The following is a 24,023-nucleotide window of genomic DNA, read 5'->3' as shown; positions in this document are numbered from 1 at the left end:
AGTCCCGTCGCGAAGAGCGTGCGGAACAGGGTGCGGCTTGGGTTCGATTTCATTAAGATAGAAATTTAAGTAGTAATTCTTTATCTCGTCTCGCGAAGTAAAAATAGATGAAAAGTTTTCCGCTGTACGATAAAATAGTACATATCGAGGCCAATAATCTGAATGGAAAGGAAAAATCGAATTGTCGCGTCATGAAACGTCGTCTTGCAACACCGAGATGTACGAAATTGGCCTTTTTCTGTATCATATTATCTTTGTAGAAAGTCCTGCATTTATTACATTTGTCAATAATCCAAATTTCCATGAAACGAATTTTCCGCTGTATTGCTGCATTTTTGTTTCTACTCTATATCTTGTTTCTGCCGGGGCGTGCCGAATCGGCGAACGCCTCTGTTTATCATAATCTGCGTAACTATACTGTGGATGACGGCCTGTCATCCAATCACGTCTATGGCATCGTTCAGGACTCGATAGGATTCATCTGGTTCGGAACCGACAACGGATTGTGCCGTTTCGACGGCTGTGAGTTCCGCAGTTACACCCATACCGATGGCGACCGGTCGAGCATTTCGAGCAACAATATCCGCCGGCTGATGCTCGACAGCCACGGGCAGATCTGGCTCGCACTTGATAACGGCGTGGACATTTACACACCCGCGACCGACCGTTTCCGACATTTCGATGTCAGAACTTCCGACGGAGCATGCGTTACGGGACAGACGACCGAAGTCATTGAGGACAGGGAAGGTGAAATTTGGATTGCGACTGTCAATTCGGGGCTTTTTCGCTGGAATCCTGTAACGGAATGCCTTACGGTTTACCGCCATGTTCCCGGTGATGACACCTCCATCGCGCAGGATTATATCTCTACCATTTACGAAAGCAAGGATGGAACCATATGGATTGGAACTTACAGCGAAGGGTTGTGCGCTTTTTCCAAGCAGACAGGATGCTTCACTCATTACCGGAAGGAAACAGACGGACGGAATTGCATTTCGGATAATTCGATCGATGCCATCACAGAAGATTCATACGGCACGTTGTGGCTCGGGACGGTAAGTTCCGGTCTTGATCGCTTCGACCGGAGCACAGGCCGTTTCACCAATTATGACGATAGGAATGGGGAGGGCCGATTGCAACGTATCCACTGCCTGGCAGAGCGGGCGCCGGGCGAATTGCTTGTCTGTGCGAACAGTGGTGCGACACTCTACCGTATTTCTGAATCGGAACTTCGTCCCATAGAGGACACTGAAGTTCCCTTCATGCGTACCAAGTGTTGCAACATCTTCTCTTTTCTATACGACCGCGAAGGAAATTTCTGGTTCGGATCTTGTTATGAGGGTGTAGAATTTCACCCGGCCCGTAACAGCTTCACTTGCTATGCCACACGAAAGAACGATAGTTCCGACCGGGGTAAGGTCGTCAGCGCGGTCTGTGAACTGAAAGACGGGCAGTATCTATTGGGAAACGAAAATGACGGCATCCTGCTCTTCGACAGACATGCCGGCATGGTCGTTCCGTACCGCACGGCTCAAAACGTTGGGACTGCCATTTACAACGTCTTTTCAATGCTTGTCGATGACCAAACGCTCTGGATCGCCGCTTTCCAACGGGGTATCGAAGCCGTGGACTTGAAAAGCCGAACCGTGAAATCCTATCTTGCAGATCCGTCGGATCCCAGTTCTCGTGTCTTCGTCCTATTCCGGAGCAGCAGCGGCCGCATTTGGGCCGGAACTTCCGTGGGGCTTTTTTATTACGACCGGTTTGAAGATCGTTTTGTGACACGCGACCCCAAGGTGCGTATTTCAGACATTACGGAGGATCATGCTGGCCGTCTTTGGATCGCGACGAACGAAGACGGCCTCTACTCCTACGATGCCCGTACCGACCTCCTGCAGCACTACCGGTACGATCCCGACGACCCTGCGACGATCAGCCGCAATGCGGTCAACACGCTTGCCGTCGACCGCACGAACCGGTTGTGGATCGGAACCAACGGTTACGGACTTTGCAGTTATAACGAAAAGGACGGTTTCGTTCGCCATGAAACCTTGCCTCTGCCCAGTAAGATCATTCAGCGGATCATCCCTGAAAACGACAGACTCTGGATCACGACGGACAGGGGGCTGATCGTCTTTTATCCCGCAACTGGACAATTGAAACGTTATTCGCGCGCCGACGGGCTTCACACCGAACAATTTATGTCCAATTCGGGTATCCTCACTTCCGACGGGCGCATCGTGCTGGGTACGACCGATGGTATATGTACGTTCACCCCCCCCCATGACATCATGGGCAACTTGAACCTCTATCCGGTCATAATCACCCGATTTTCGCTTAACGGACTGCCTGTATCCCATGCGGAAGACGGAAGCTCGCCGCTTTCGGTTCCTGTCGAATACACCCGGAAGATCACGCTGTCGCACCGCCAGACCTCGGTGGGATTCCGTTTCGTTTCGCCAACCTACCTCTTTCCGGGAGATTGCCGCTACCGTTACCGACTCGACGGACTCGACGATCATTGGTCCATGACCGATAGCCGGAACGCTTCGGTCAACTACAATAACCTGCGTCCCGGAGAATATTGTTTTCGGGTGCAGGTTGGCAACGGCGACATGCAATGGAATTCTGATGAGACGAAACTCTGGATTCGTATCCAGCCGTCGTTTTTCCGGTCAAAAGGTGCTTTGGCAGGTTACGTGGTACTGACGCTTATCGTAATCGCTGTCGGTCTGTATTACTGGATGCGGCGTACCGAGCAACAGCAGCGAGAGAAGATCGAATCGGTCAAACGCGAGAACGAACGGAATCTCTACGAGCAACGCATCAGTTTCTTTACCAATATTACCCATGAGATCCGAACTCCTTTGAGCCTGATTATTGGGCCGCTGGAACAAGTCATGAAATCGCATCGGATTTCCGAGGAGGACGGAGAGTATCTGGCTGTTATCAAGCAAAATTACCACCGGCTTCATTCGCTGGTCAACCAACTGCTCGATTTCCGAAAGATCGATTCGAACAAATACAAACTCCGCTACGATATCTGCGATGTCGGCCGACTCGTCCGAGAACAATTGGCTATGTTTGGTCCCACGGCACAACAGCGGCGCATCCGTTTGATCGAAGAGATCCCTGATCGCCTGATGCAAATCACCGACCGAGAGGCGCTGACCAAAATCATAAGCAACCTGTTGTCTAACGCTCTGCGTTTCGCCGCAGAAGAAATCCACATTTGCATCGATCGCAGAGACGACGGTCTTGTGATGAAAGTGTGGGACGACGGTCCCGGTATCCCGGCTGAAGAGCGGGAAAAGGTTTTCGAAGCTTTTTACCAAACTCGGAACAACGGATTCGCGTCCGGAGTCGGAATTGGCTTGCATCTGTGCCGAATCTTCATCCGCCTGATGGGCGGAACAATTACGGCGACAGAACGTCCGGACGGCAAATCCGGAGCGCTGCTGACGGCATTCATCCCTGAACCTGCGAGCGAAAAGATGGATATTCGTGTGGAGACACGTCTCAATACGGAAACCGTCGGGCAATCGCAGCTTCAGAAAGAACCCGGAACGGACCTGGCGATACAACGGCCCTCCGATATGACGGTCCGCCATACAGTCATGGTTGTAGATGATGACAGCAATATCCTCGATTTTTTGGTCAAGGTGCTCGGAAACGATTATTTTGTTATCTCAACGGATAGCGGGAGCCAGGCGCTCAACCTGCTTCGAAACAACGATCCCGATTTGGTCGTAAGCGACATCATGATGGCCGATATCGATGGAATAGAGCTCTGTCGGCGTATCAAAAACGACATTTCCACAAGCCATATCCCTGTGATCTTACTCACGGCTCGGACTGGCATAAGCTCTAAAATCGAGGGTTTCGAATGCGGCGCTGACGCCTATATCGAGAAACCGTTCTCGCCTGACCAGCTCAAAGCGCAGATTTCCAGCCTGCTTCGTACGCGTGATGAAATCCGGCGCTTCTATGCAGGCAAATTCATGACCGAATTCGATACGGGTTCTCAACAGAACCGGTTGGACGAAGAGTTCATCCTTAAATGCCGCGACGTGATCATCGCCCATATGCGGAATCCGGATTTGTCCGTGGGACTTCTTGCTCGTGAGTTGGCGATGGGCCGCACGCTGATTTTCCGAAAACTGAAAGCCGTTACGGGCTTGACGCCAAACGATTTTATGAAACTCATTCGTTTGAACGAGGCGAAACGGATGATCATTGAAGGCCGATACCGCATTACCGAAATCGGATTTCTTACCGGTTTCAGTTCGTCGTCCTATTTCGCCAAATGTTTTGCCAAGCAGTTCGGGGTTCTTCCGACGGAATTCCTCGAAAAGCAGGACCCCGGAACGCAGTAGCCAGGGGCAGAATGAGCCATTTCTCAACTCCCGGGGCCTCCGAGCCGATTTTATCGTAAAAGTGAACGATATTTTTCAACACGGAATCCCGGATTCAGTAATTTTACATTGAATTCGGCAGGTCGCAGTATCAGCCGGCCAGGATTGACAATGCGGAATCAACCAACCCAAAATTACCCATATGAAACATTACTTACTTTTCTTGCTGGCTTCCTTGGCCTTGTTGACCGGATGCGAGAAGGATGACGATCCTACATCTGTTTCACTCCGAAGTATTACGCGTGAAAAATTCGACTACAAGGGCGGTCTTGCCAGTGCTATTGTAGATGCCGGTGGCCGGGATGTAACGGCGGAGTCGAGCGAATCGTGGTGTCGTACTGCAGTCATCGGCTCGATCGTCAATTTCAACGTTCTTGCGTATACGGGCTCAGAGGAGCGTTCAGCCACGGTCACCGTGAAGGCGGAAGGACTCAAGCCGTTGCTGATCAACGTTGTTCAGGATAAATTCAGGGGGCTTGTCGTTGTACCCTCGACGCTCATCTTCTCCGATACGGACCGCACGCTCTCCGTTGCGGTAACCTGCTCCGGAGTCTACGATGTAAAACTCACGGAGAACCCGAATAACGCATTCTCGTTCTCGAAGAGCGAAGACGGCGCGAGCGTCAGTTTCACATCGAACAAGGCGTCGAGCCGTGTCGAGGTGAAGGGGCGCGCGGAGTTTACACCTGAAGAAGGCGATCCGGTGATCGTTACGCTTATACAACCTAAAAAGAGCACCTATGATTTCCTGCTCGGCACGTGGAACGTAACCAAAACCGATATTTTTGCCGGGAGCATCCAGAATCTCTCGTCGGTCACATTCTCCGCCAAGGAAAATCAATATTCGTACAAGGTCACCATCAACGATCCCGCACTCAAGGATTATCCCTTTACGGCGGAGTTCGCCGATGGCAAAGTGGTCATTCAGACCGGTCAGGAACTGGGTTTTTCGGGAACAAAGTTCTACACCCTCCATTTCAATGGCCCGAATAACGGGCAAGGCAACTATATCTGGTCACAGGCGGGCGTGGTCGCCTGGGCGGCGGAACCTGTCTTCGATGAAAATGCAGGCACGATCCAGCTCGTGTTCAGCGATAACGGCCAGGGCAATGGCCGGGAGGCCAAGACGCTCTGTTTCTGGGAGAACAACGACCGGTATTGGTCGTTTACCGGGCAGCTCTGTTTAACCAACGCACTGGAACTTTCCAAAAACTACTAACCGACTCCGAATGCAGCGGGCAGGCCGCGACTTTTGCCGACCGCGGCCCTGCCTGCGCCCCGGAACCAAGAATTTCAATGACTGACCAATGAAAAAACTGACCATACTCATTCTGCTCGCCATGGCAGTGGTGTGCCGGGCTTCGGCACAGAACCGCGTGGTAACAGGCACGGTATCCGAAGAGGACGGTACGCCGCTGACGGGCGCCGTCGTCCAGGTCGTCGGCACGAACAATGCCGCCACGGCAGCGATCGACGGGCTTTATACACTCAAAAATGTCCCCTCCGGAGCCGTACTGCGTGTCTCCTTTCTGGGATACGATCCGGTCGAGAAGAAGGTCGATGCCGACCGCATGGATTTCATACTCAAAGCGAGCGCACAAGAAATCGCATCGGTCGTAGTGACCGGTATGCAAAAGATGGACAAGCGTATCTTCACCGGAGCCACGGACCAACTATTGGCCTCGGATGTCAAACTGGACGGCATCAGTGAAATCAGCCGCGGTCTTGAAGGCCGTTCTGCCGGCGTGTCCGTGCAAAACGTTTCCGGAACTTTCGGCGCCGCCCCGAAAATCCGCATTCGCGGCGCTACGTCGATCTTCGGAGACTCCAAGCCGTTGTGGGTGGTGGACGGTGTGATCATGGAGGATGTGATCAACGTCGACGCCAATTCCTTGTCGTCGGGCGACGCCACGACGCTCATCAGTTCGGCCATCGCCGGACTTAACGCCGATGACATCGAGAGTTTCCAGATTCTCAAGGATGGTTCGGCAACCTCGATCTACGGCGCCCGCGCCATGGCCGGAGTCATCGTCATCACCACGAAGAAAGGCACGCCCGGTATTACGAAAGTCAGTTACACCGGCGAATTCACGATGCGTATGGTTCCCAGCTACTCGAACTTCAACATCATGAATTCGCAAGAGCAGATGGCCGTCTACCAGGAGATGTACGACAAGGGATGGCTCAACTATGCCAATACCGTTTACCGCTCGGAAAGCGGCGTCTACGGCAAGTTGTCGCAACTGATCAACACCTACGACCCTGCCACAGGGCAGTTCGCCGTACTGAACACCCCCGAAGGGCGCAACGCCTACCTGCGACAGGCGGAGTTTCGCAATACCGACTGGTTCAAGGAACTCTTCCGCAACAGCATTCAGCACAGCCACTCGGCCAGCATCTCCTCGGGCAGTGAAAAAGGCTCGTATTACGCTTCCGTCGGTGCGATGGTCGATCCGGGATGGAGCATCCAAAGCAAGGTGAACCGCTACACGCTTCTGGTCAATACCACGCAGCACATTCTCAAGGACAAGCTGACGCTGAACCTCATCGGCAACGCTTCGTACCGCGAACAGCGTGCACCGGGATCGCTCTCGTCGGAGGTAGACCCTGTGTTCGGAACCGTCAAACGCGATTTCGACATCAACCCCTACTCCTATGCATTGCGTTCGTCGCGCACGCTCGACCCCGATGAATTCTACACACGCAATTACACTCCGTTCAACATCAAGGACGAGTTGTCCAAGAACTATATGGACTTGAACGTGAGCGACGTGAAATTCCAGGCTGAACTCAAATGGAAGATTACTCCGAAAGTCGAAGTTTCGGCCCTTGGGGCAATCAAATATCAGGCTTCGAGCACCGAGCATCACATCGAGGACAGTTCGAACCAGGCGCAGGCCTACCGTTCGATGGCCACCTCAATCATTCAGAGCAACAATCCCTACCTTTACGACAATCCCGATGAGCCGAACCGTGACAAATACTCGATCCTTCCCCAGGGTGGTATCTACAAACGAAGCGACTTCCGCGCCAAGAGCCGCGATTTCCGGGCTTCGATCAGCTACAACGACACGTTCAACGACAAGCACATTCTGAATCTGTTCGGCATTGTGGAAGTCAATGCCATCGACCGCCGCGCCACCTCGTTCCAGGGCTGGGGCCTGCAATACGACATGGGCGAAACGCCGTTCTACATCCTGGATCTGTTTAAGAAACAACTGGAGGAAAACACCCAGTATTACAGCCTGTCCAATACACGGGAACGCAACGCCGCCTTCGCCGGCACATTCTCCTATTCCTACGACTACCGCTATACGATCAACGGTACGCTCCGTTACGAGGGTTCCAACCGGTTGGGCCGATCGCGTAAGGCGCGCTGGTTGCCGACCTGGAATATCGCCGGCAAGTGGAGCATCGACCAGGAGTCGTTCTTCGAACCATTGCGTCCGGCCTTCTCCAGCCTTGCGCTGCGACTCTCTTACAGCCTCACTGCCGACCGGGGCCCCACATGGGTCAATAACTCCACGGCTACGATCTATCCGCTGAACCCGTGGCGTGGTGCGACTGAAATCCGAGAACCTGCATTGAGTATTTCAGCTCCTGAGAATTCGGAACTGACCTATGAAAAAAAGCATGAGTTGAATGTCGGCCTCGACATGGGATTCCTCGACGACCGCATCACTCTTTCGATGGACGCCTACCGGCGCAATAATTTCGACCTGATCGGCAACGTTGTAACAATGGGTTTGGGCGGTGCCGTGGATAAGCAGGGTAACGTCGCGGAGATGAAATCGCAGGGTGTGGAACTTTCGCTTTTCACCCGCAATATCGAACGTAAAGACTTCAAATGGCAGACCAATTTCATCTTTGCCTGGATGGACAACGAGGTAACCAAACTCAAAACCATGACGCGCATGATCGATTATATCACCGGCACAGGTTACTCGATGGAAGGTACGCCGCGCGGTTCGCTCTTTTCCTTGAAATTCAAGGGACTTAACGAGATGGGCATCCCGACGTTCCTCGCCGCTGACGGCAGCATTACCTCGACGAACATCCAGTTCCAGGAGACTGTGAATATGAGCAACCTCGTCTATGAAGGTCCTGTCGATCCTACCATCACGGGCAGCCTGGGTAATATCTTTAAGTGGAAGGGATTCACGCTCAACGTCTTCATGACCTACTCCTTTGGAAACGTCGTCCGTCTCGATCCGATTTTCTCGAACGGTTATTCCGATCTGACGGCCATGCCTCGGGAATTCGCCAATCGCTACCTCAATCCCGGCGACGAACGACGGACCAATGTCCCGGTTATCGCCAGCACGCGACAGAATAACGATATTTCCAATCTCTACGTCGCGTACAGCGCCTACAATTACTCTGATGTACGGGTCGCCAAAGGCGATTTCATCCGCATGAAAGAGATCTCACTCTCGTACGATTTTCCGCAATCGGTCTCTTCGAAATTGCGCATGAGCGGATTGTCGCTCAAATTCCAGGCAACCAACCCGTTTTTGATCTATTCGGACAAAAAGCTGCAAGGCCAGGATCCCGAGTTTTTCAATACGGGAGGTGTTGCAGTACCGATGCCCAAACAATTCACGCTGACGCTTCGTGTCAGCTTCTAAACCCGCTCCGCCATGAAAATCAAACAACTGATATCACGCATAATGCTTCTCGGCGCCGGTTCGCTCACACTCGCTGCCTGCAACGATTTCCTCGACGAACTGCCCGACAACCGTACTGAGCTCGATACGCCGGACAAAATCAACCGGCTGCTCGTGTCGGCCTATCCTTCACGCAGTTTCACCCGCATGTGCGAAATTGCATCGGACAACTGCGACGACATGGGAGCGAACAATCCTAACACCAGCCTGCTGCTGGAGCACAACAGCTACTGGATGGACATGAACGAGGCCGAGAACGATAGCAACAAAAATACCTGGCAGGCCTACTACTCCGCGATTGCCGCAGCCAACACCGCTCTGGAAGCGATCGAAAAACAGGGTACGCCCAAAGAATTGCTTCCGGCCAAAGCCGAGGCCCTGCTTTGCCGGGCCTATTCGCATTTTTGCCTCACGATGCTCTATTGTCTCCCTTATCATCCTGAAAAAAGTGGCGAATACCTGGGAGTCCCTTACATGGAAGCTCCCGAAACGACGCTCAATCCGGTTTATCACCGGGACAATCTCAAGGAGGTATATGAGAAAATCGACCGGGATATCGAGGAGGCGCTTCCTCTGGTCAGCGATGCCAACTATGCGGTTCCGAAGTACCACTTCAACCGCAGCGCCGCCTATGCCTTTGCCACGCGCTTCAACCTCTATTATCTGAAGTGGGAAAAGGTGGTCGAATACGCCTCCGAGGTCCTCGGCAGTGCCCCTTCGACCGTCATGCGCGACTGGGCGGCAGTCAAGCAGCTGGCCTGGGACGGCTCGGTCCGCACCCTCGACTACATCAGCGTCGGACACTCGTTCAACCTGCTGATGATTCCCATGGTGACCGGTAACGGATCGCTTTTTAACGCCTGGAGCAACTCCGGCGCGCGCTTCACTCACAACTACCGCGTCGCCAAGAGGGAGACCTACCGCGCGAAGCGGCCGATGGGCGGTCCGTGGGACCGGTGGAAGGACAACTGCATCGAAAAGGTCTACCAGCATCCTCCTTTCATTTGGCAGGACAACGATGTCAACAAGATCTACATGCCCAAATGGCCCAACCAGTGGGAGGTAACCGACCCGGTAACCGGCGTAGGAATCGGTCGTTCGACGATGGTGGCGTTCACAACCAATGAAACGGTGTTGAGCCGTGCAGAGGCCTATGTCCATCTCAAGGAGTACGACAAGGCAGTTGCCGACCTCAATGCCTGGATCGGCTCTTTCTATCTGGTCGGACAGAACGGCATCGAATCTCTGACCCGCGAACGCATCGCCGAGGTCTACGGTGATCCGTCATCGGATCGATACATCGCCGAATACACCGCTTTGGAGCCGACATCGCGCAAGCCGCTCCATCCCCACGGCTTTACAGTCGAGGCTGGTGAACAGGAGCACCTTATTCAGACCACGCTCTTTTGCCGCCGCATTGAGACCATCGCCGACGGACTGCGTTGGGGGGACATCAAACGCTACGGCATCGTGATTGATCGTTTCGACGACTCGGCCTACAACGATGACAATACAACCGGATTCACTGTTGCGGCCACGCTCGGCGAGAAAGATCTTCGACGTGCGCTCCAACTGCCTCAAGAGGTTATCACAGCCGGATTGGAGGCGAATCCCCGCAATGAGAATCGTCCTGACCATCCGTTCTGCCAATAACCAATTCGCCAAATATTTATATTGAATTATGCAACCGACAATCATATCCCTGTTCTTGCTTCTGCTTGTCGCAGGCGCAACGACCTCATGCGACAAGGACGAACCGGACGGCAAAAGCATCTTTGTCGATCCCGCCGAGGAAAAGACCGAGTTCGATTTCTGGCTCGACCGGCACTATACGGAACCTTACAACATTCGTTTCGAATACCGCATGCCTGACCGCGAAACCCACTTCAACTACTGGGTCTCGCCGCCGCCCGTGGACAAATCGATCGAGGTGGCCAAACTGATCAAATACTCGACGCTTGACGCCATGGCGGAACTGATGTCCGATCAGAAAGATCCATTGCTCTTCGCAAAGAGTTATTTCCCGCGGGTACTCTATTTGGTGGGCAGTTTTGAGATCAGCAGCACCGGGAACACCGTGCTGGCATCGGCTGAAAATGGCCTTCAAATCAATGTTCTCGGCGTAAAATTTTTCGACCGGGAAAAGGACAGCGAACGAATCGCCGGAACGATGCTTCACGAGTTCATGCATATCCTCGATGGTACATATCCCGTACCGAGCGACTACGATACCATTACGCAAAGCGATTACGTGGGTGACAAGTATGCCCAAAGCGGTAATGACTACATGGAGCTGGGCTTCGTTTCGAAGTATGCACGTTCGAGTCCCGCAGAGGACATCGCCGAAACGGGCGGACGCCTGATCAGCATGAGCGAGGAGGAGTGGGAGGCGATGCTCTCCTCGATCGAAAGCGCGGACGGCCGCGCCAAAATCGAGAAGAAGCGCTCGATTCTCATCGCATGGCTCCGCGACGATTTTGGCGTGGACGTTGCGAAGTGGAGCGACATCTACCTGCGCCGTCTTTCCGAACTCGGAGACATCGACTGGACAAATCTTGAAGATTAAACTGAATGTATGAAAAAGAGAATCAATATATTACTGCTGGCTGGGCTGTTATTCTCAGCCGTTGCATGCGACGATTCGGAAAATAACTTCAGCGAGTCGACCTCGACCCGGATCGAGCAGACGCTTGAACGCTACAAATTCGCATTGCAGGCCGGGAAGACATGGGTGATGGAGTATTTCCCTGACGAGAATCTCGGTTATGGCGGTTGGATTTATATCGTCGAATTCCAGGATGACCGTATGGTTAAGGCCTGGTTCGAGGGGAGCACTTTCGTCGAAGCCGACCCGCTGCGGACGGAATCGGAATATCGGGTCGAATTCTCGACCGGTCCCATGCTGAAATTTGCGACCCATAACGATTACCTGCATTTCTTCTCGTTTCCCGGAGACAACGGCGCCGGCTACCAAGGATGGAAAGGAGATTACGAATTCACGTTCATGTCGCTCTCTCCGGCTTTCGATGAAATCATTCTGCGGGGCATTAAAACCGGCAACCGGATTCGCATGACGCCGCTTTCGGGACAATACACGCCGGAGAGTTACCTCGAAACCATCCGCAGCAGCCAATTGGCGATCACCGAGACCGAATTCAAGGTGATGGCCAATGGCGAACAAATCGGGACACTCACGCGGCCCAACGCGACGCTGACGACCAATTTCCGGCAATATGCCGCCAGCAAAGTTTGGTCGTTCCGCTACAGTTATCGCCAACAGGCCTTCGACGATTATGGACGGCCGAAGGTGGACGAACATGGGAAACCGGTCTACGAAACGGTCGAAGCCAATGATCCCGTCAGCGTCATCTATCTGCCGGACGGCATCATGCAGTTTTACGCCCCCTACACGTTCCGGGGTGAATTGTTCGGACTCCCGAACCAGACGGTGCAAACCTTCAAATGGCAATTGGGACCTACCTCGGCATCGGATTGTTACGTTTGCACCGACTCGTTTCTCGACATCAAATTGGTTCCGTGATCCTTAAGAAATGTTTATTCGGTCCGGATGCCGTCTGCCGGCTCCGGACCTTTTTCCTTTAAAACCGATGAAACACTTCTCTTTCTTTCTGACGCTCCTCCTGCTGACGGCCTGTACCAGAGACCCGGAATCCGGCCCGGCTCCCGGCGTCGGACAAACCCCGATGCAGGAGTTTTACATACCCGGCGTATTCCGTATTAAGCTGCGCGAAACAGCAGCCGAACTCGACACCCGTGCCTTTACCCGCAGCGGTTCCGGCTCGGGAATCGCTGCATTCGATGCCGCCGCCACCCGTGCCGGGGCAACTGCCGTACAGCGTGTCTTTTCCAATGGCGACCGTTTCCGCGAACGCCGCCGCAGGGCCGGACTTCATCTGTGGTACGACGTTCATTTCTCCGGGGCGATTTCTGTCGCCGAGGCCATGGAACGCTTCGGCCGGGTGGACGAAGTCGAGTGCATCGAACCTGTTCCGCGTATGGTTCCCGCCGGGGCGACGGTCTCGCAAGCTGATTTCAGCCGCACCTCAGGTTCGGACAATGTCGCAATCCCCGGATTCGATGATCCGCTGCTGGTCAATCAGTGGATTTACCACCGGGTGGGCGCTGCGGTCGGATCGACGGCCGTGGCCGACCTCAACATTTTTCCGGCATGGAGCGTCAGCACCGGACATAAAGACGTCGTCGTCGCCGTGGTGGACGGCGGCATCGACTATACGCATCCCGATCTGGCAGCGAATATCTGGCGCGACGGACAGGGCGCCTGCGGCTACAACTTCTGCCGCCATAATACGGAGATCACTCCCAGCAGCCACGGCACGCATGTCGCAGGTACGATCGGCGCCGTCAACAACAACGGCATCGGCGTCTGCGGCATCGCGGGGGGCGACGGAACGCCCGGAAGCGGTGTGCGGCTGATGAGTTGCCAGATTTTCGACGAACCGGGACGCGATGCCGCGACGATCGAGGAGATCATGGTCTGGACGGCCGACCATGGGGCCGTCATCAGCCAGAACAGCTGGACTTATGTCCCCGGTCTTCCGGACTTGTCGCAGTCGGGCAAAGCAGCCATTGACTATTTTATCAAGTATGCCGGGTGCGATGAGAACGGCAATCAGACAGGTCCCATGAAAGGCGGCATCGTCATTTTTGCCGCGGGCAACGACGGCATTTCCGACCCGGTGTTCCCGGGAGCCTACGAGAAAGTGGTGGCCGTAGCGTCGCTGGGCATCGACGGCCGTAAGGTCGCCGGGTCCAACTACGGTTCGTGGATCGATCTCGCGGCTTTGGGCGGCCATGCTACCGGCGACGAACGATTTCGCGTTTTCAGCACCACGACGAACGGCGGTTACGGTTACTCCGCAGGAACCTCGATGGCCGCGCCACAGGTTTCGGGCATTGCGGCCTTGGCTGTCGCCGCATTCGGTGTGCAAAGACCGGGGTTCACCAGCGAGAAATTGCGGGAAATACTCGTGGGTTCGGGCCGAAAGCAGTTTACGGAAACGATCAATCCCGAGTATGCCGGAATGCTCGGTAACGGACTGGTCGATGCCGAATACGTTCTTTTCTATGATACCCGGCCGGATCCGGTCGACGAACGTACGATTGCGGTTTCGGGATACCGCACCCATGCGGAACTGTCGTGGCGTGTTCCGCGATGCTATCTGGAGCGTCCGGTCTCATCATTCGACGTTTACATCGACACCCGGACATTTTCGGCCGCTACGGTCGACGACATTCCTGCTACGGCCGTCAGACACACTTTTGCTTCCGATGCGAGTCTCGGTGAAACTTTTGCCTGCCGAATCGAGGGGCTGGAACCGCGGCAAATTTATTGCTTGGCAATCGTCGGCCGAAGTCCGTCGGGCGTTCCGTCCCGCCCGGCCGTCATCTCCGTTCGGACCGGAGAAAATACCCCGCCCGAGGCAACCGCTTCCATTCCGAACCTCTTTCTGCAAAGTGACGACAAAGCGGGCAGGAGCATCGATCTTCAACTTTATTTTGCCGATGCCGATGCTCCGGGCGATCGGCTCTCCTACTTCGTTTCGCCTTCCGCGGAAAAGGTCGTGGAGTGCCGCGTACAGAATTCGGAACTGCTCGTACGGCCCTGCGCCGCGGGCTGCACGACGCTGACCGTAACGGCAAGAGACCTCGACGGCGCCGCGGCGACTTCGGAATTCCAGGTGATCGTCGACGGTACGGGCGTTGCGATGGAGCTTTTCCCCAACCCATGCCGTGATGTACTCAACGTACGCATTCCGGACGCCGAGGGCGATTTTCCCATCCGGTTCCACAATGCGGCGGGGCAGCAGGTGCTCGCTACGCAGGTTTCGATCCGCGCCAGCGACAACGGTAACACGGGGCGCATCGACGTATCCGGGCTTTCTCCCGGGACTTACAGCTGCACGGTCGAGTGCCGCGGCCGCAAACTCAACAGCCATATCATCAAACGATAACCGCAAACACCATGTCTATCTGTCAATCAATCAGATACTTTTCCGCGACATTTCTTTTCGCGACAGGCGGTTATGCGGCGCAAGCCCAGACCTCTGATGCCGGGATCATGCCGTTCCTCGGCCTGGAAACCAATGCCCGTACAGCCGGTATGGCAGGGGCCGCGACAGCAGTTACGGACAATCCGTTGGCCGTTTACGCCAATGCCGCGTTAAGTCTCATCGGCGAACGACATGCCGGAGGCACTCTGTTCTCCGGACCTTGGAATACGGCTTTCGACAGCGCCAATGTGCTTTACGGCGTGGGGGGATTTTATACTCCCGACTCGCGGAACGCCCTGTTGGCCGGAGTGCGTTATTTCCGCGGACCTTCGGTCGGGTTGACCGACGAACAGGGATTTCCCGCCGGAACAGCCCGTCCGCAAGACCTTTCGGCGGAGGTCGGCTACGGCCGTCGGATCGGCCGGAATCTAGCGTTTTCGCTGACGGTCCGTTACGTCCGTTCCGATCAGGGATTCGGGGAGAAACCGATGCAAGGCGTCTCGTTCGATATCGGTGCGGCCTATCGCGGGACGCTCCGCGCTGTGGAGGGTGCCCGCTGGATCGTCGGGCTGCGGCTGGCCGACATCGGCCCCGATGTGAAAGCCTCCGACGGAGAGCGCTGTGGCCTGCCGATACGTGGGTCGCTCGGAGGTTCGCTCCACCTGCCTTTTCGCTCGAACCACGTGCTCGGCATCGCTCTTGATTTGAGCCACCAGTTCCGGGGAGGGATCACCGGTTTGGCCGCAGGAGCCGAATACACCTTTTTTCGGCACGGTGTCGTGCGCGGCGGATACCACTTCGGTCATAAGAACAAAGGAACAGGCAATTACGCTTCGTTGGGTTGCGGATTCATTGCAGGCCCCGTGCGGTGCGACGCCGCATGGCGCTTGGGCGGCGATAAATTCAATCCGCTCAACGACACGTTTCTCTTTTCGGTCGGATTTCTGTTGTAAACGGCGGTCGGCATCCATACGAAAGAAGCAGCATCTTCCGATGCTGCTTCTTTTTTCGTTGCAGGTCTGCTACTCGTCAATCCGGATACAGCGGATCGCCGCACCTCGGTCGGAATAGGTGTTCTGCGATTTGCAGGTAACACTCCGTTTGGTCTCATCGCTCGGGAATCCGACATCCGTTACGAAAGCTCCGACGTGCCCCCATGGGTTATAATCCGGCCCATCGACATAATAGGTCGCACAGGAACCTCCCCACGTATTTCCGTTGCAGGAGCCGTCCGAATTGTGCCAGTGCTGCGCACCTCCCGTCAGTGGGAAGAACCACTTGCCATCCAGCCAGATACCGCGTCCGGTCTTCGAAACGTCGACCACAGCGTTAGGCTTTTCATTGTCGGTCAGCGCCATCCAGGCCTGCTTGCTCATCACCTTCCAGCCCCGGGGACACGGGTCGTAAATCGTCTTTACACCGTGCGCATCCTTCGACGGATTACCCCAGGCAGCCAATCCGGCCTTATCGGTCAGGTAATTTTCATTCTTGTAAAGCCAGAGGTGGGGGTTGGCCCGGCCCAGGTCGAATGCATCCTGCGACACATAACCCGTTCCGAGCGCGGTATTGATGTCGATGGCGACCGTCGCCTTCGTATTGCCGATAATCTGGTGATGCGCCTCTCGGCCCCATGCTTCAAAAGTACCTCTGTCCAGCGCGGGAATTGGCGTATAGGCCGGAGCGAACCACAATCCGGTCATGTAATAGGCATTGCCGCTCATATAATCCGGCAGACCCGGGAACGGATCTTTCCGGCCCCACTGGTAACAGTTGCCCGAGGTCCAGGCCAGGTTGACGGACTCCTGCTGCTGGTTAGGCTTGATGTCGGCCTGCGACCAATCGATCACGGCGCCCAAATTGCGGCCCATGAAGGTATAGCCGCCCTTTACGATGCAATTCTCCGCTGCATCGGGGTCATAGCCCTCTGAGAACACGATATTCCAGCTCCAAAGAACTTCTGCATTCAAGATGCGGTTATCCGCGTCGGCCTCGATCTGGTCGTAGTTAAGTTCTTTGTCAATGGCCACAATCACCACATTGCCGTTGACGAATGTTTCGGGCGTATCGAAATGGATATAGCCGTCCTTCTTGAGTTTCACACTGTTGAGCACCACGGGAGACGCCTGTATCCACGGCAGATAGCTCGTCTGCAAACAATTGTACCACAGTACGAGGGCGGCTTTCGGTTCGATTTTGAGATCCTCCTCCGTGTAGGAGAGGTCGCCGCAAGTCAGCGCCTTGCCGTTACCTTTCACGTCGGCACGGAAGCGATAGAACGTATTGGCCGCATTGACATAATAGGTGTTGGCTGTACCGTCTGCGCTCAAATCGATGACGGGAAGCGCATCCTCAGGGTCGAGCGTAGCTTCCCCTTCGACAACCACCGTTTTGCCTGCGGGAATACCTCCGTCGGACGGAGCCTTCACGGTGGCGAAGATGTACTCTTTGCCATTGACGAGAGCGACGGCTTCGAATGTTTCACCGGCATGTCCGGGTGTTACGACCAAATGCAGCACCAGTGCCTCGGTGTCGGACGTATTGCCTGAACAGTCGAGTCGCACGGCATTGGAAACCACAGCTTCGGAGACGTTCACTTCACCCGTGCGCAGATCGACCGTGGCGTTTTCCATCGATACGGCGGCATTTTCGTTCGAGACGCAACGGAAAATCACGCCCTCGAGTTTTGCCCGCAGGTCGGTCGTCAGCCGGATTTCGAGTGCTGAAAAAAGATGCTTGAATTGCAGGTTGACGGCGTTGTCACCCTTTTTGATCCCGCACGTAACGGCATAGAGAAAATCATGGGCTGCCAAAGTCGCCAACGGATCGCTTTCCGAACGAGTCTGCACAGCGGGCACCGACACCGGGACGGCCGTTACATCGACTGCGGCTCTGTCCGTATAGGGATAGTAGGCATAGAAATCGTGATCGGACGTTTCATCAGCCCAGCGGATCACATTGAGCCGGGAAGCAGCTGTAAAATCGCTCGTCGCTCCCGACACAGCCGCCTTGTAGGCGAAATTGGCTCCCAGGTTCTTGCCGCCGGACTCGGCGAAAAGGCCGATCAGATCGTTTTTGACCCAGTTCACCCGGAGCGCTGTTTCCGTATCCTCATAGGAGGTCCGGACTTTGGGACCGACAGTTGATCCCGAGAAAAGGATCTCGCCCTCCTGCGGTGTCGGCGACATGATGTCGCCGTTTCCGGCGCATGCGACCGTCAGCAAGGCGGCCAACAGAATTATATAGTTTCGTTTCATCGTGTTCTAAATATTTTAAGGTTACTCCCAGCCTTCCCATTTGTCGAGGTCATCAATTTGTCCGTCGCCGTCAGTTGCATTTGGATCGAAGAGTGCTTTGTCGACGGCTTTCTTAAGGATTTTCTCCATTACGGCATAACCTGCCGCACTGGGATGCACACGGTCGTCCGGTGTCCAGGAGTATTCGAGTTTCAGTCCGTTCTGATCGTCTTTGAGCGCAGAATGGTAGTCGGCATAAACGAAGCCCCTCTCTTCGGCATACTGTTTCAGCAGCCTGTTTAACTCGACAACACGCTGTCCAAGATCGGCATGAGCGGCATTCCACTCCTCGCTCTGCCACCAGATCCGGTTGGCCGGGGGCGTCGAGCCAATGACTATCTTGAAACCTCTTGCAGCGCCTGTTTCGGCCATCAGCCGGATGTCTGCGAAAACTCGTTCTATCGAGCAGGGCTGGCCGTCGTTTTCAGCCAGGTCGTTGACCCCGCAGGCGATAACCACGCACGCCGGATCGTTGACAATTACGTCGTTGTAAAAACGCGCGCTGATCTGGAGCGAGGTCTGACCGCTGATGCCCTTGGGCAGGTAGTCGTTGTCGGAAAAGAAGGTCTTGTTGTCGGTACGTCCCTGCCATACTTCCGTAATGGAGTTGCCGATCAGTACGGCTCGCGGACCCTCCAGACGCCCTTTGGGCATTGCCGTCGTCTGCTCGCGAACGCAGCGCAGCTGGTAGCCGGCTCCCGTATACGAGTTGTAGGACGAATATCCGCCCAGACTACCCTGGACCGGGTAATAGTTGCCGCTGGCACTGGAACTGGTCAGCACGAGCATCTTGTTCGTGAGCGAACGGATATGGCTGCCGTTGAAGGCCGACTGCCGCTGTCCGGTATAGGGGAAATAGAGATCGTATGCACGAGAGTAACGCCCGAACGGTTTTTCATCGAGTTCCGCAACGCTGCCGAGGGCGAAATCGAGGGCTTCGGGCGGCGCCACTTTCCAGCCCGCGGGACACGGGTCGTAAATGCTCTTCAGATTGTCGCCGACGTATTCGCTTCCCCACAACCAGAACCATCCGGTCTGATTCTCAGCCGAACCTGTATTATTGAACCACGAATAGGAGGGGGTGTGCCAGTTGTCGGCCTGAACGCCGCTGACCTCTTTGGCCATCCAACGGTAGGGATATTTCACAGACAGGGCAACGGCGTCGTCAACAGCCTTGTCACCCACGGCATAGGCGTTATTTGCCCCGATCTTGCCGAACATCATGTTCCGGGCGCCCCAACTCTCGGAGGAATAATCCTGCTGCAATTCTTCAATAGGCGTATAAGTTGGAAGTCCCCAGTACATCTCGCTGCCGAATCCCGTGTCGTCGTACTCCGCAGCTGCCGGGAACGGGTCCTTGCGCCCCCACTGATAATAGTTGCCCAAAGCCCAGGCCGCAGCGCGTTTATCCGAGGAGTTCATCGCCTCGCGTCCCGCCATGGCGCCCAAATTACGGTCCATCATCATATAACGGCCGACCTGACGCGCTTCGGCGTTGCAATCGTAATTTTCGACAGCCCAGATATTCCAGCTCCAGAGGACCTCGCCGCCGGCATCGTAAACCGCAATCAGGGCATTGCCGGGAACGAACTCGGCCGGAGTGGTGAAGTAGACGTTGCCCTCCCAATCGTCGTACTCTACGGATTCGATAATCACGGGACTTTCGCGTACCCAACCGTCGGCCGTTTTCGGCGAATTGTACCACACGAGTTTTGCCACCGCAGGCTTGATCGCCAGATCGGCCTCGGAATAGGATTTGGTTACCGGACGGCCGTTTACCGAGTACGAATAGGTGCGCGGCGTGCCGTTGCCTTTGACCATTGCACGGAATTTATAGGTCGTCCCAGGCTTGGTTACCAGATAAGTATTCGCCGTACCGTTGGCGCTCAAGTCCTCCGCGATGCGCTGCGGGAATTCGTAACCCAGTGAGAATACGGTCAACTTTCCGCCAGGAATTCCGCTTTCGGGGACAACCACCGAGCCCAGCGATAAATGCTTTTCTCCGTAATCGACCAGCACTTCCAGCGTTTTTCCCGCTTCTACGGGATTCACAGCCAGGAAAAAGCTCGTCGGTGTGCGTGAAATTGTCGCTTGTCCTTCGATTTCATAGTTTATCTCGGCCGCCGTCTGCTCTCCGGGTGTTACCGCCCCGTTCCGCAGATTCAGCGACCCCGTTTCGAAAGCCAACATCCCGCCGTCGGTACTGCGCAACGTTATGTTCCTGACATCCGATAATGTCCGGTCGGCGGCAAGTCGGAGTTCGATGACCGCGGCAACGCTTTCGAATGGCAAGGATACGGTTTCGACAGGACCTTTCACACCCTTGCTCACGGCATATAAATTGACCAGTTGTTTCAGATGCTTCGTAGCGCCCGCCGCTCCTTTCTGTTTCGCGGCAATCGCCACCGGAACAGCCGTCAAATCATCGTATGTCGTACGATAAGGATAATAGGCGTAGAAATCGCGTGAGGCAGCACCGGCGCTCCACACGATTCGCCGGTCCTGCGAAGGACAGACGAACTGCGTATTTGCCGCCGATGAAAAGGCCGCATAATAAATATTGGCATGCTCGACGGTCTCGCCGTCGGCTGCAAACAGCCCGATCCGGTCTACATCGGCATTCCAGATCAGATCAAGCCCTTTTTCAGCCGGGTCCACAGTCTTGAATGAAACCGATCCCTGGAATGAGACCACATCCGGATCAGATGATCCATTCTGCGTGGGATCTTTTTGACAGGCCGCGATAACCACCGTCAAAAATAAAAGTGTTAAGAGTCGCAGTTTCTCCATAATTTGAGGTTGAAATTTAAGGTTGGTGTCATTGGAACCCTCTCGACGTTCAAAAATACCAGATACGGCAAGTTCCAAATGATATTTCAAATATACGCAGACCTCATTCCTCACAGGGCGAAAATCGTACATAATAAGGCCAATTTTAGTTGCCAGACTATAGAAGGCACCTTGGCTGCATCCTGATTGCTCTGTTTCATAGTCCTTAATACGGAAAAACTCCGTAAAATAATCCACTCTGAATATTTTGTCTCTGTGCAAAAGATCGAAATCTTAATTAATCAGAGCTGTATTTTTAGAGACCTGATTTGACCCTTTTTTGTTAATAGCAATATGAACAGAACGGAAGACTTTCCCAAACTATGGATCGGCTCTTTCATCAAGACATGCCTGGTTAATTTCCTCATTTTCGTTAACTTTCATGCGCTGCTGCCCACGTTCCCCTTTTTTATCTCCTCTCTGGGCGGAGATGCCGTACCATAGATTTGGCAACAGCGTTGTTCAGCATCGCGCCCATCCTGTCGAGACCCTTCGTAGGATGGCTCGTCGACACTCAAGGCCGTCGCCTCGTCCTTATATGCGGACTGGCAGGAGTGGCGTTCGTCCCGATGGGGTATTTCATCTCGGCAGGCATCGCCACAGTCGACACGCCGTTAAAGCTCGGCGAATTGTTCGAACCGATGTCCGTGCCGGCCGCTGTTACACAACTCTTCTTCATGATGGCATACGGAGTAGTCGAGGTATATGTCGCGATCTATGCCGTACTCCACTGTCTGCCCAGCGAAGGTATTTATTTCATCGGCATTGCCGTAGCTGGGACGTGTGGTGGTAAGTCCGGTGAGGCGCGACTGGTGTACACAGGAAATGCAGCTATTATCACCGGGATACTTCTGCTGGTATTCGCGCACAACATACCGTGCTACCTGTTGTTGTGGCAGCACTGCTGGGATACAGTTTCGGAGCTGTGCAGTCTGCCCTGCAGACCATGGCCATGCTTGTCGAAAGACGAGGTGCCGCAAGCTCTACGTTTTTCGTGGCTTTCGATTTCGGGATTGCATTGGGAGGATTTTAGCAGGATTACTCGTGAAATACCGGGGATATGACGACATGTTCCTCGGCATGCTCTTGGTATTGCTTCTTTCTATAGTATTACATTACTTGTTCGGGCGTCGACACCCTTCGTCTCCCCCCCCCTCCCAAAAAAAAAGAATACGGCATGAACCGGATAACGCGTAAGTCAGACATCTTCGGTCGAATATGTTTCAAACCGACATACCTGTTTTAATTTCAAGGATTTATACGATAAACAATATGTTATTGATGCGGTTTTCGTTTTTTCGCCTCTGTATTATCCTTTGCTGTTCCTCATACGCCTTCGTATCAGCCAAATCCAATAGGGTGTCGGCAGCTTCGGTCAGGGGATTGGTCGTATGACTTTGCGGGTCGAGTTTTCGTTCCGGATATCGCTGTTCTGCAACCTGACATTCCTCTTTCGGTGCCGGATACAAGTCGTTGAAGACATTGGCTGAAAACTCCTTTCCCAGTACCGATCCGTTGGCGACGATACCTGCATTGTGGTCGATAAACGTCACGCCGTAGATTCTGCCAATCGGATTGATGCGGAAGATTGCGTCGATGTTTTCCGTTTTGAGCAGCCGCCGGAACTCTTCCCGCGTGTTATGCGGGCTCATGGCATCTTTGACTGTTTGTCGCCGTTGGTCGAGCGCTCCCGGTTCTTTCAGTTTGTCTTTCGACATCCCGTAATACTTTGAAGGCCTTATAGCCGATATCCTTTCCGATACGACTCGACTTGAACGGCGTTCCGACACCATAGCCGTCATCGGTCAGGGCACTCATGCGCTCCATGTACTCGCAGGCGATTTCCCGGAGCTGTCCGTCTGTCAGTTTGTCCTCCGGTGAGGGGTTCGGCAAAACATGGAAGACCGTATTGGTCATCCGTCGGTTGGCTTCGAGGTACGGCAGGAAACTCTCCATGCAGGCGTCGACATCCATTCGCCTGTGTTTGTCGAACGGCTCCAGCATCTTTTGCCAATAGAGGATTTCAGCTTCATCCCGGTCTACTTTCTCCTTGTTGTAGTACAGAGTCCCGCCGGGTGTTGCCCCCGACCTTATATTCGCAACCATTCCTTAGCTTGTTTTGCGAGGTTCAGAATCTCGATACTAAGGGTCTTCAACTCGCGAGTCCGTTGTTCCAGTGCGGCGATCTGATGCGGAATCGTGACGTTGGAAAAGTGCGAATTGACAGCTTTTACAATCTGATTATAGTTATTTGCGAGTTTCTGAAATTGGGAATAAAAGTCATTCAAACGGGCGACGAACTGCACCTTCGAAGGATCGCGTCTGACGACAACGAACTCCTCGGCGAAGATTCTTTTGACGATAAAACGGCTGCGGTTATGCTCCGATCCGGCTTTGCAGAGCAGTTCGTTGAAGCGGATGTTCTGCTCTTCATTGAGGCGGAAAGAGTATTTATAGCTCAGCGTTCGGGGCTTCTTTCCGGTCTTGTCTGTCAGTTTTCTGTTAGTATCCATAATATCGGTTCAAAAGGCGTTCGACTGGGGAGAACGCCCGGCCTCGCAGAGCAAGGACCTTTGTCGGACAAATGCCAATTTGTCGGACAAAGGTACAGCTCGCTGTTGTCTGGCGACAACAAAAATCCGCGTCGGAGAATCTCTGACTGAAGTTTTGAAAAGCCTCCGCTACGGCCTCCGAGGACGGGTCTTTCCCGGTGCAATATTACAACCCTGCGGGCGCTGTCCCGTCCTGAAAAAGGTTTACAGTGATTGATAATTAAAGATAAACATT

The 24,023-nt window shown here is 54.2% G+C and carries 14 protein-coding genes; 9 read left to right on the top strand and 5 right to left on the bottom strand.

Annotated elements, in window-relative coordinates:
- Nucleotides 1-302 precede the first annotated feature (302 nt).
- The 8 genes from DWW03_RS15620 to DWW03_RS15585 all read left to right on the top strand — a co-directional run bounded on the left by DWW03_RS15620 (nt 303) and on the right by DWW03_RS15585 (nt 16,067).
- On the top strand, nt 303-4,376 hold the full coding sequence (locus tag DWW03_RS15620; RefSeq protein ID WP_022062469.1) for a hybrid sensor histidine kinase/response regulator transcription factor: 4,074 nt from the start codon (nt 303-305) through the stop codon (nt 4,374-4,376).
- A gap of 181 nt (nt 4,377-4,557) precedes the next feature.
- Entirely contained in the window at nt 4,558-5,634 is a 1,077-nt protein-coding gene (locus DWW03_RS15615; RefSeq protein ID WP_022062470.1) for a BACON domain-containing protein, read from the top strand.
- Between the two features lie 88 nt (nt 5,635-5,722).
- Nucleotides 5,723-9,043: a SusC/RagA family TonB-linked outer membrane protein gene (locus DWW03_RS15610; RefSeq protein WP_118407015.1), complete on the top strand. Its 3,321-nt coding sequence runs from the start codon at nt 5,723-5,725 to the stop codon at nt 9,041-9,043.
- 12 nt (nt 9,044-9,055) lie between these two features.
- Nucleotides 9,056-10,735, top strand: a complete 1,680-nt coding sequence (locus DWW03_RS15605) for a RagB/SusD family nutrient uptake outer membrane protein (protein WP_015548102.1) — start codon at nt 9,056-9,058, stop codon at nt 10,733-10,735.
- A gap of 28 nt (nt 10,736-10,763) precedes the next feature.
- Nucleotides 10,764-11,648, top strand: a complete 885-nt coding sequence (locus DWW03_RS15600; protein ID WP_015548101.1) for a putative zinc-binding metallopeptidase — start codon at nt 10,764-10,766, stop codon at nt 11,646-11,648.
- Nucleotides 11,649-11,657: 9 nt separating this feature from the next.
- Entirely contained in the window at nt 11,658-12,623 is a 966-nt protein-coding gene (locus tag DWW03_RS15595; RefSeq protein WP_015548100.1) for a DUF4302 domain-containing protein, read from the top strand.
- Nucleotides 12,624-12,690: 67 nt separating this feature from the next.
- Nucleotides 12,691-15,075: a S8 family serine peptidase gene (locus DWW03_RS15590; RefSeq protein ID WP_022062473.1), complete on the top strand. Its 2,385-nt coding sequence runs from the start codon at nt 12,691-12,693 to the stop codon at nt 15,073-15,075.
- Nucleotides 15,076-15,086: 11 nt separating this feature from the next.
- Nucleotides 15,087-16,067 (top strand): PorV/PorQ family protein, encoded by a 981-nt coding sequence (locus DWW03_RS15585; RefSeq protein ID WP_022062474.1) that lies wholly within the window; start codon nt 15,087-15,089, stop codon nt 16,065-16,067.
- Between the two features lie 69 nt (nt 16,068-16,136).
- On the opposite strand, the gene DWW03_RS15580 is transcribed toward DWW03_RS15585, so the two are convergent.
- Entirely contained in the window at nt 16,137-18,368 is a 2,232-nt protein-coding gene (locus tag DWW03_RS15580) for a fimbrillin family protein (protein WP_022062475.1), read from the bottom strand.
- 21 nt (nt 18,369-18,389) lie between these two features.
- Nucleotides 18,390-21,101 (bottom strand): GDSL-type esterase/lipase family protein, encoded by a 2,712-nt coding sequence (locus DWW03_RS15575; protein ID WP_220399780.1) that lies wholly within the window; start codon nt 21,099-21,101, stop codon nt 18,390-18,392.
- Between the two features lie 581 nt (nt 21,102-21,682).
- On the opposite strand from DWW03_RS15575, the gene DWW03_RS15570 reads away from it, so the two are divergent.
- Nucleotides 21,683-22,300, top strand: coding sequence for an MFS transporter (locus DWW03_RS15570; RefSeq protein WP_147344333.1), 618 nt, complete (start codon nt 21,683-21,685; stop codon nt 22,298-22,300).
- A 192-nt stretch (nt 22,301-22,492) separates the two neighbouring features.
- Here DWW03_RS15570 and DWW03_RS16965 read toward each other — a convergent pair whose 3' ends face one another.
- From DWW03_RS16965 to DWW03_RS15560, 3 genes are read right to left on the bottom strand one after another with little or no spacing between them, the layout of a single operon-like run.
- On the bottom strand, nt 22,493-22,888 hold the full coding sequence (locus DWW03_RS16965) for a hypothetical protein (RefSeq protein ID WP_015548095.1): 396 nt from the start codon (nt 22,886-22,888) through the stop codon (nt 22,493-22,495).
- Nucleotides 22,875-23,342: a relaxase/mobilization nuclease domain-containing protein gene (locus tag DWW03_RS16960; protein WP_015548094.1), complete on the bottom strand. Its 468-nt coding sequence runs from the start codon at nt 23,340-23,342 to the stop codon at nt 22,875-22,877. Before DWW03_RS16960 ends, DWW03_RS16965 begins: the two co-directional genes overlap by 14 nt.
- Nucleotides 23,327-23,749 (bottom strand): hypothetical protein, encoded by a 423-nt coding sequence (locus tag DWW03_RS15560; RefSeq protein WP_022062477.1) that lies wholly within the window; start codon nt 23,747-23,749, stop codon nt 23,327-23,329. Before DWW03_RS15560 ends, DWW03_RS16960 begins: the two co-directional genes overlap by 16 nt.
- Nucleotides 23,750-24,023: the final 274 nt, after the last annotated feature.

The sequence above is a fragment of the Alistipes sp. AF14-19 genome (assembly GCF_003461645.1).
Taxonomy (GTDB): domain Bacteria; phylum Bacteroidota; class Bacteroidia; order Bacteroidales; family Rikenellaceae; genus Alistipes; species Alistipes shahii.
The sequence above is the reverse complement of the archived record's forward strand: the minus strand, read 5'-3'. Positions and strand labels throughout refer to the sequence as shown.

What these genes read in the sequence shown, in the direction of transcription:
- DWW03_RS16965 (WP_015548095.1), bottom strand. Translation starts at nt 22,888, where the DNA reads ATGAGCCCGCATAACACGCGGGAAGAGTTCCGGCGGCTGCTCAAAACG.
- DWW03_RS15590 (WP_022062473.1), top strand. Translation starts at nt 12,691, where the DNA reads ATGAAACACTTCTCTTTCTTTCTGACGCTCCTCCTGCTGACGGCCTGT.
- DWW03_RS15600 (WP_015548101.1), top strand. Translation starts at nt 10,764, where the DNA reads ATGCAACCGACAATCATATCCCTGTTCTTGCTTCTGCTTGTCGCAGGC.
- DWW03_RS15580 (WP_022062475.1), bottom strand. Translation starts at nt 18,368, where the DNA reads ATGAAACGAAACTATATAATTCTGTTGGCCGCCTTGCTGACGGTCGCA.
- DWW03_RS15560 (WP_022062477.1), bottom strand. Translation starts at nt 23,749, where the DNA reads ATGGATACTAACAGAAAACTGACAGACAAGACCGGAAAGAAGCCCCGA.
- DWW03_RS15595 (WP_015548100.1), top strand. Translation starts at nt 11,658, where the DNA reads ATGAAAAAGAGAATCAATATATTACTGCTGGCTGGGCTGTTATTCTCA.
- DWW03_RS15585 (WP_022062474.1), top strand. Translation starts at nt 15,087, where the DNA reads ATGTCTATCTGTCAATCAATCAGATACTTTTCCGCGACATTTCTTTTC.
- DWW03_RS15610 (WP_118407015.1), top strand. Translation starts at nt 5,723, where the DNA reads ATGAAAAAACTGACCATACTCATTCTGCTCGCCATGGCAGTGGTGTGC.
- DWW03_RS15620 (WP_022062469.1), top strand. Translation starts at nt 303, where the DNA reads ATGAAACGAATTTTCCGCTGTATTGCTGCATTTTTGTTTCTACTCTAT.
- DWW03_RS16960 (WP_015548094.1), bottom strand. Translation starts at nt 23,342, where the DNA reads ATGGTTGCGAATATAAGGTCGGGGGCAACACCCGGCGGGACTCTGTAC.
- DWW03_RS15605 (WP_015548102.1), top strand. Translation starts at nt 9,056, where the DNA reads ATGAAAATCAAACAACTGATATCACGCATAATGCTTCTCGGCGCCGGT.
- DWW03_RS15615 (WP_022062470.1), top strand. Translation starts at nt 4,558, where the DNA reads ATGAAACATTACTTACTTTTCTTGCTGGCTTCCTTGGCCTTGTTGACC.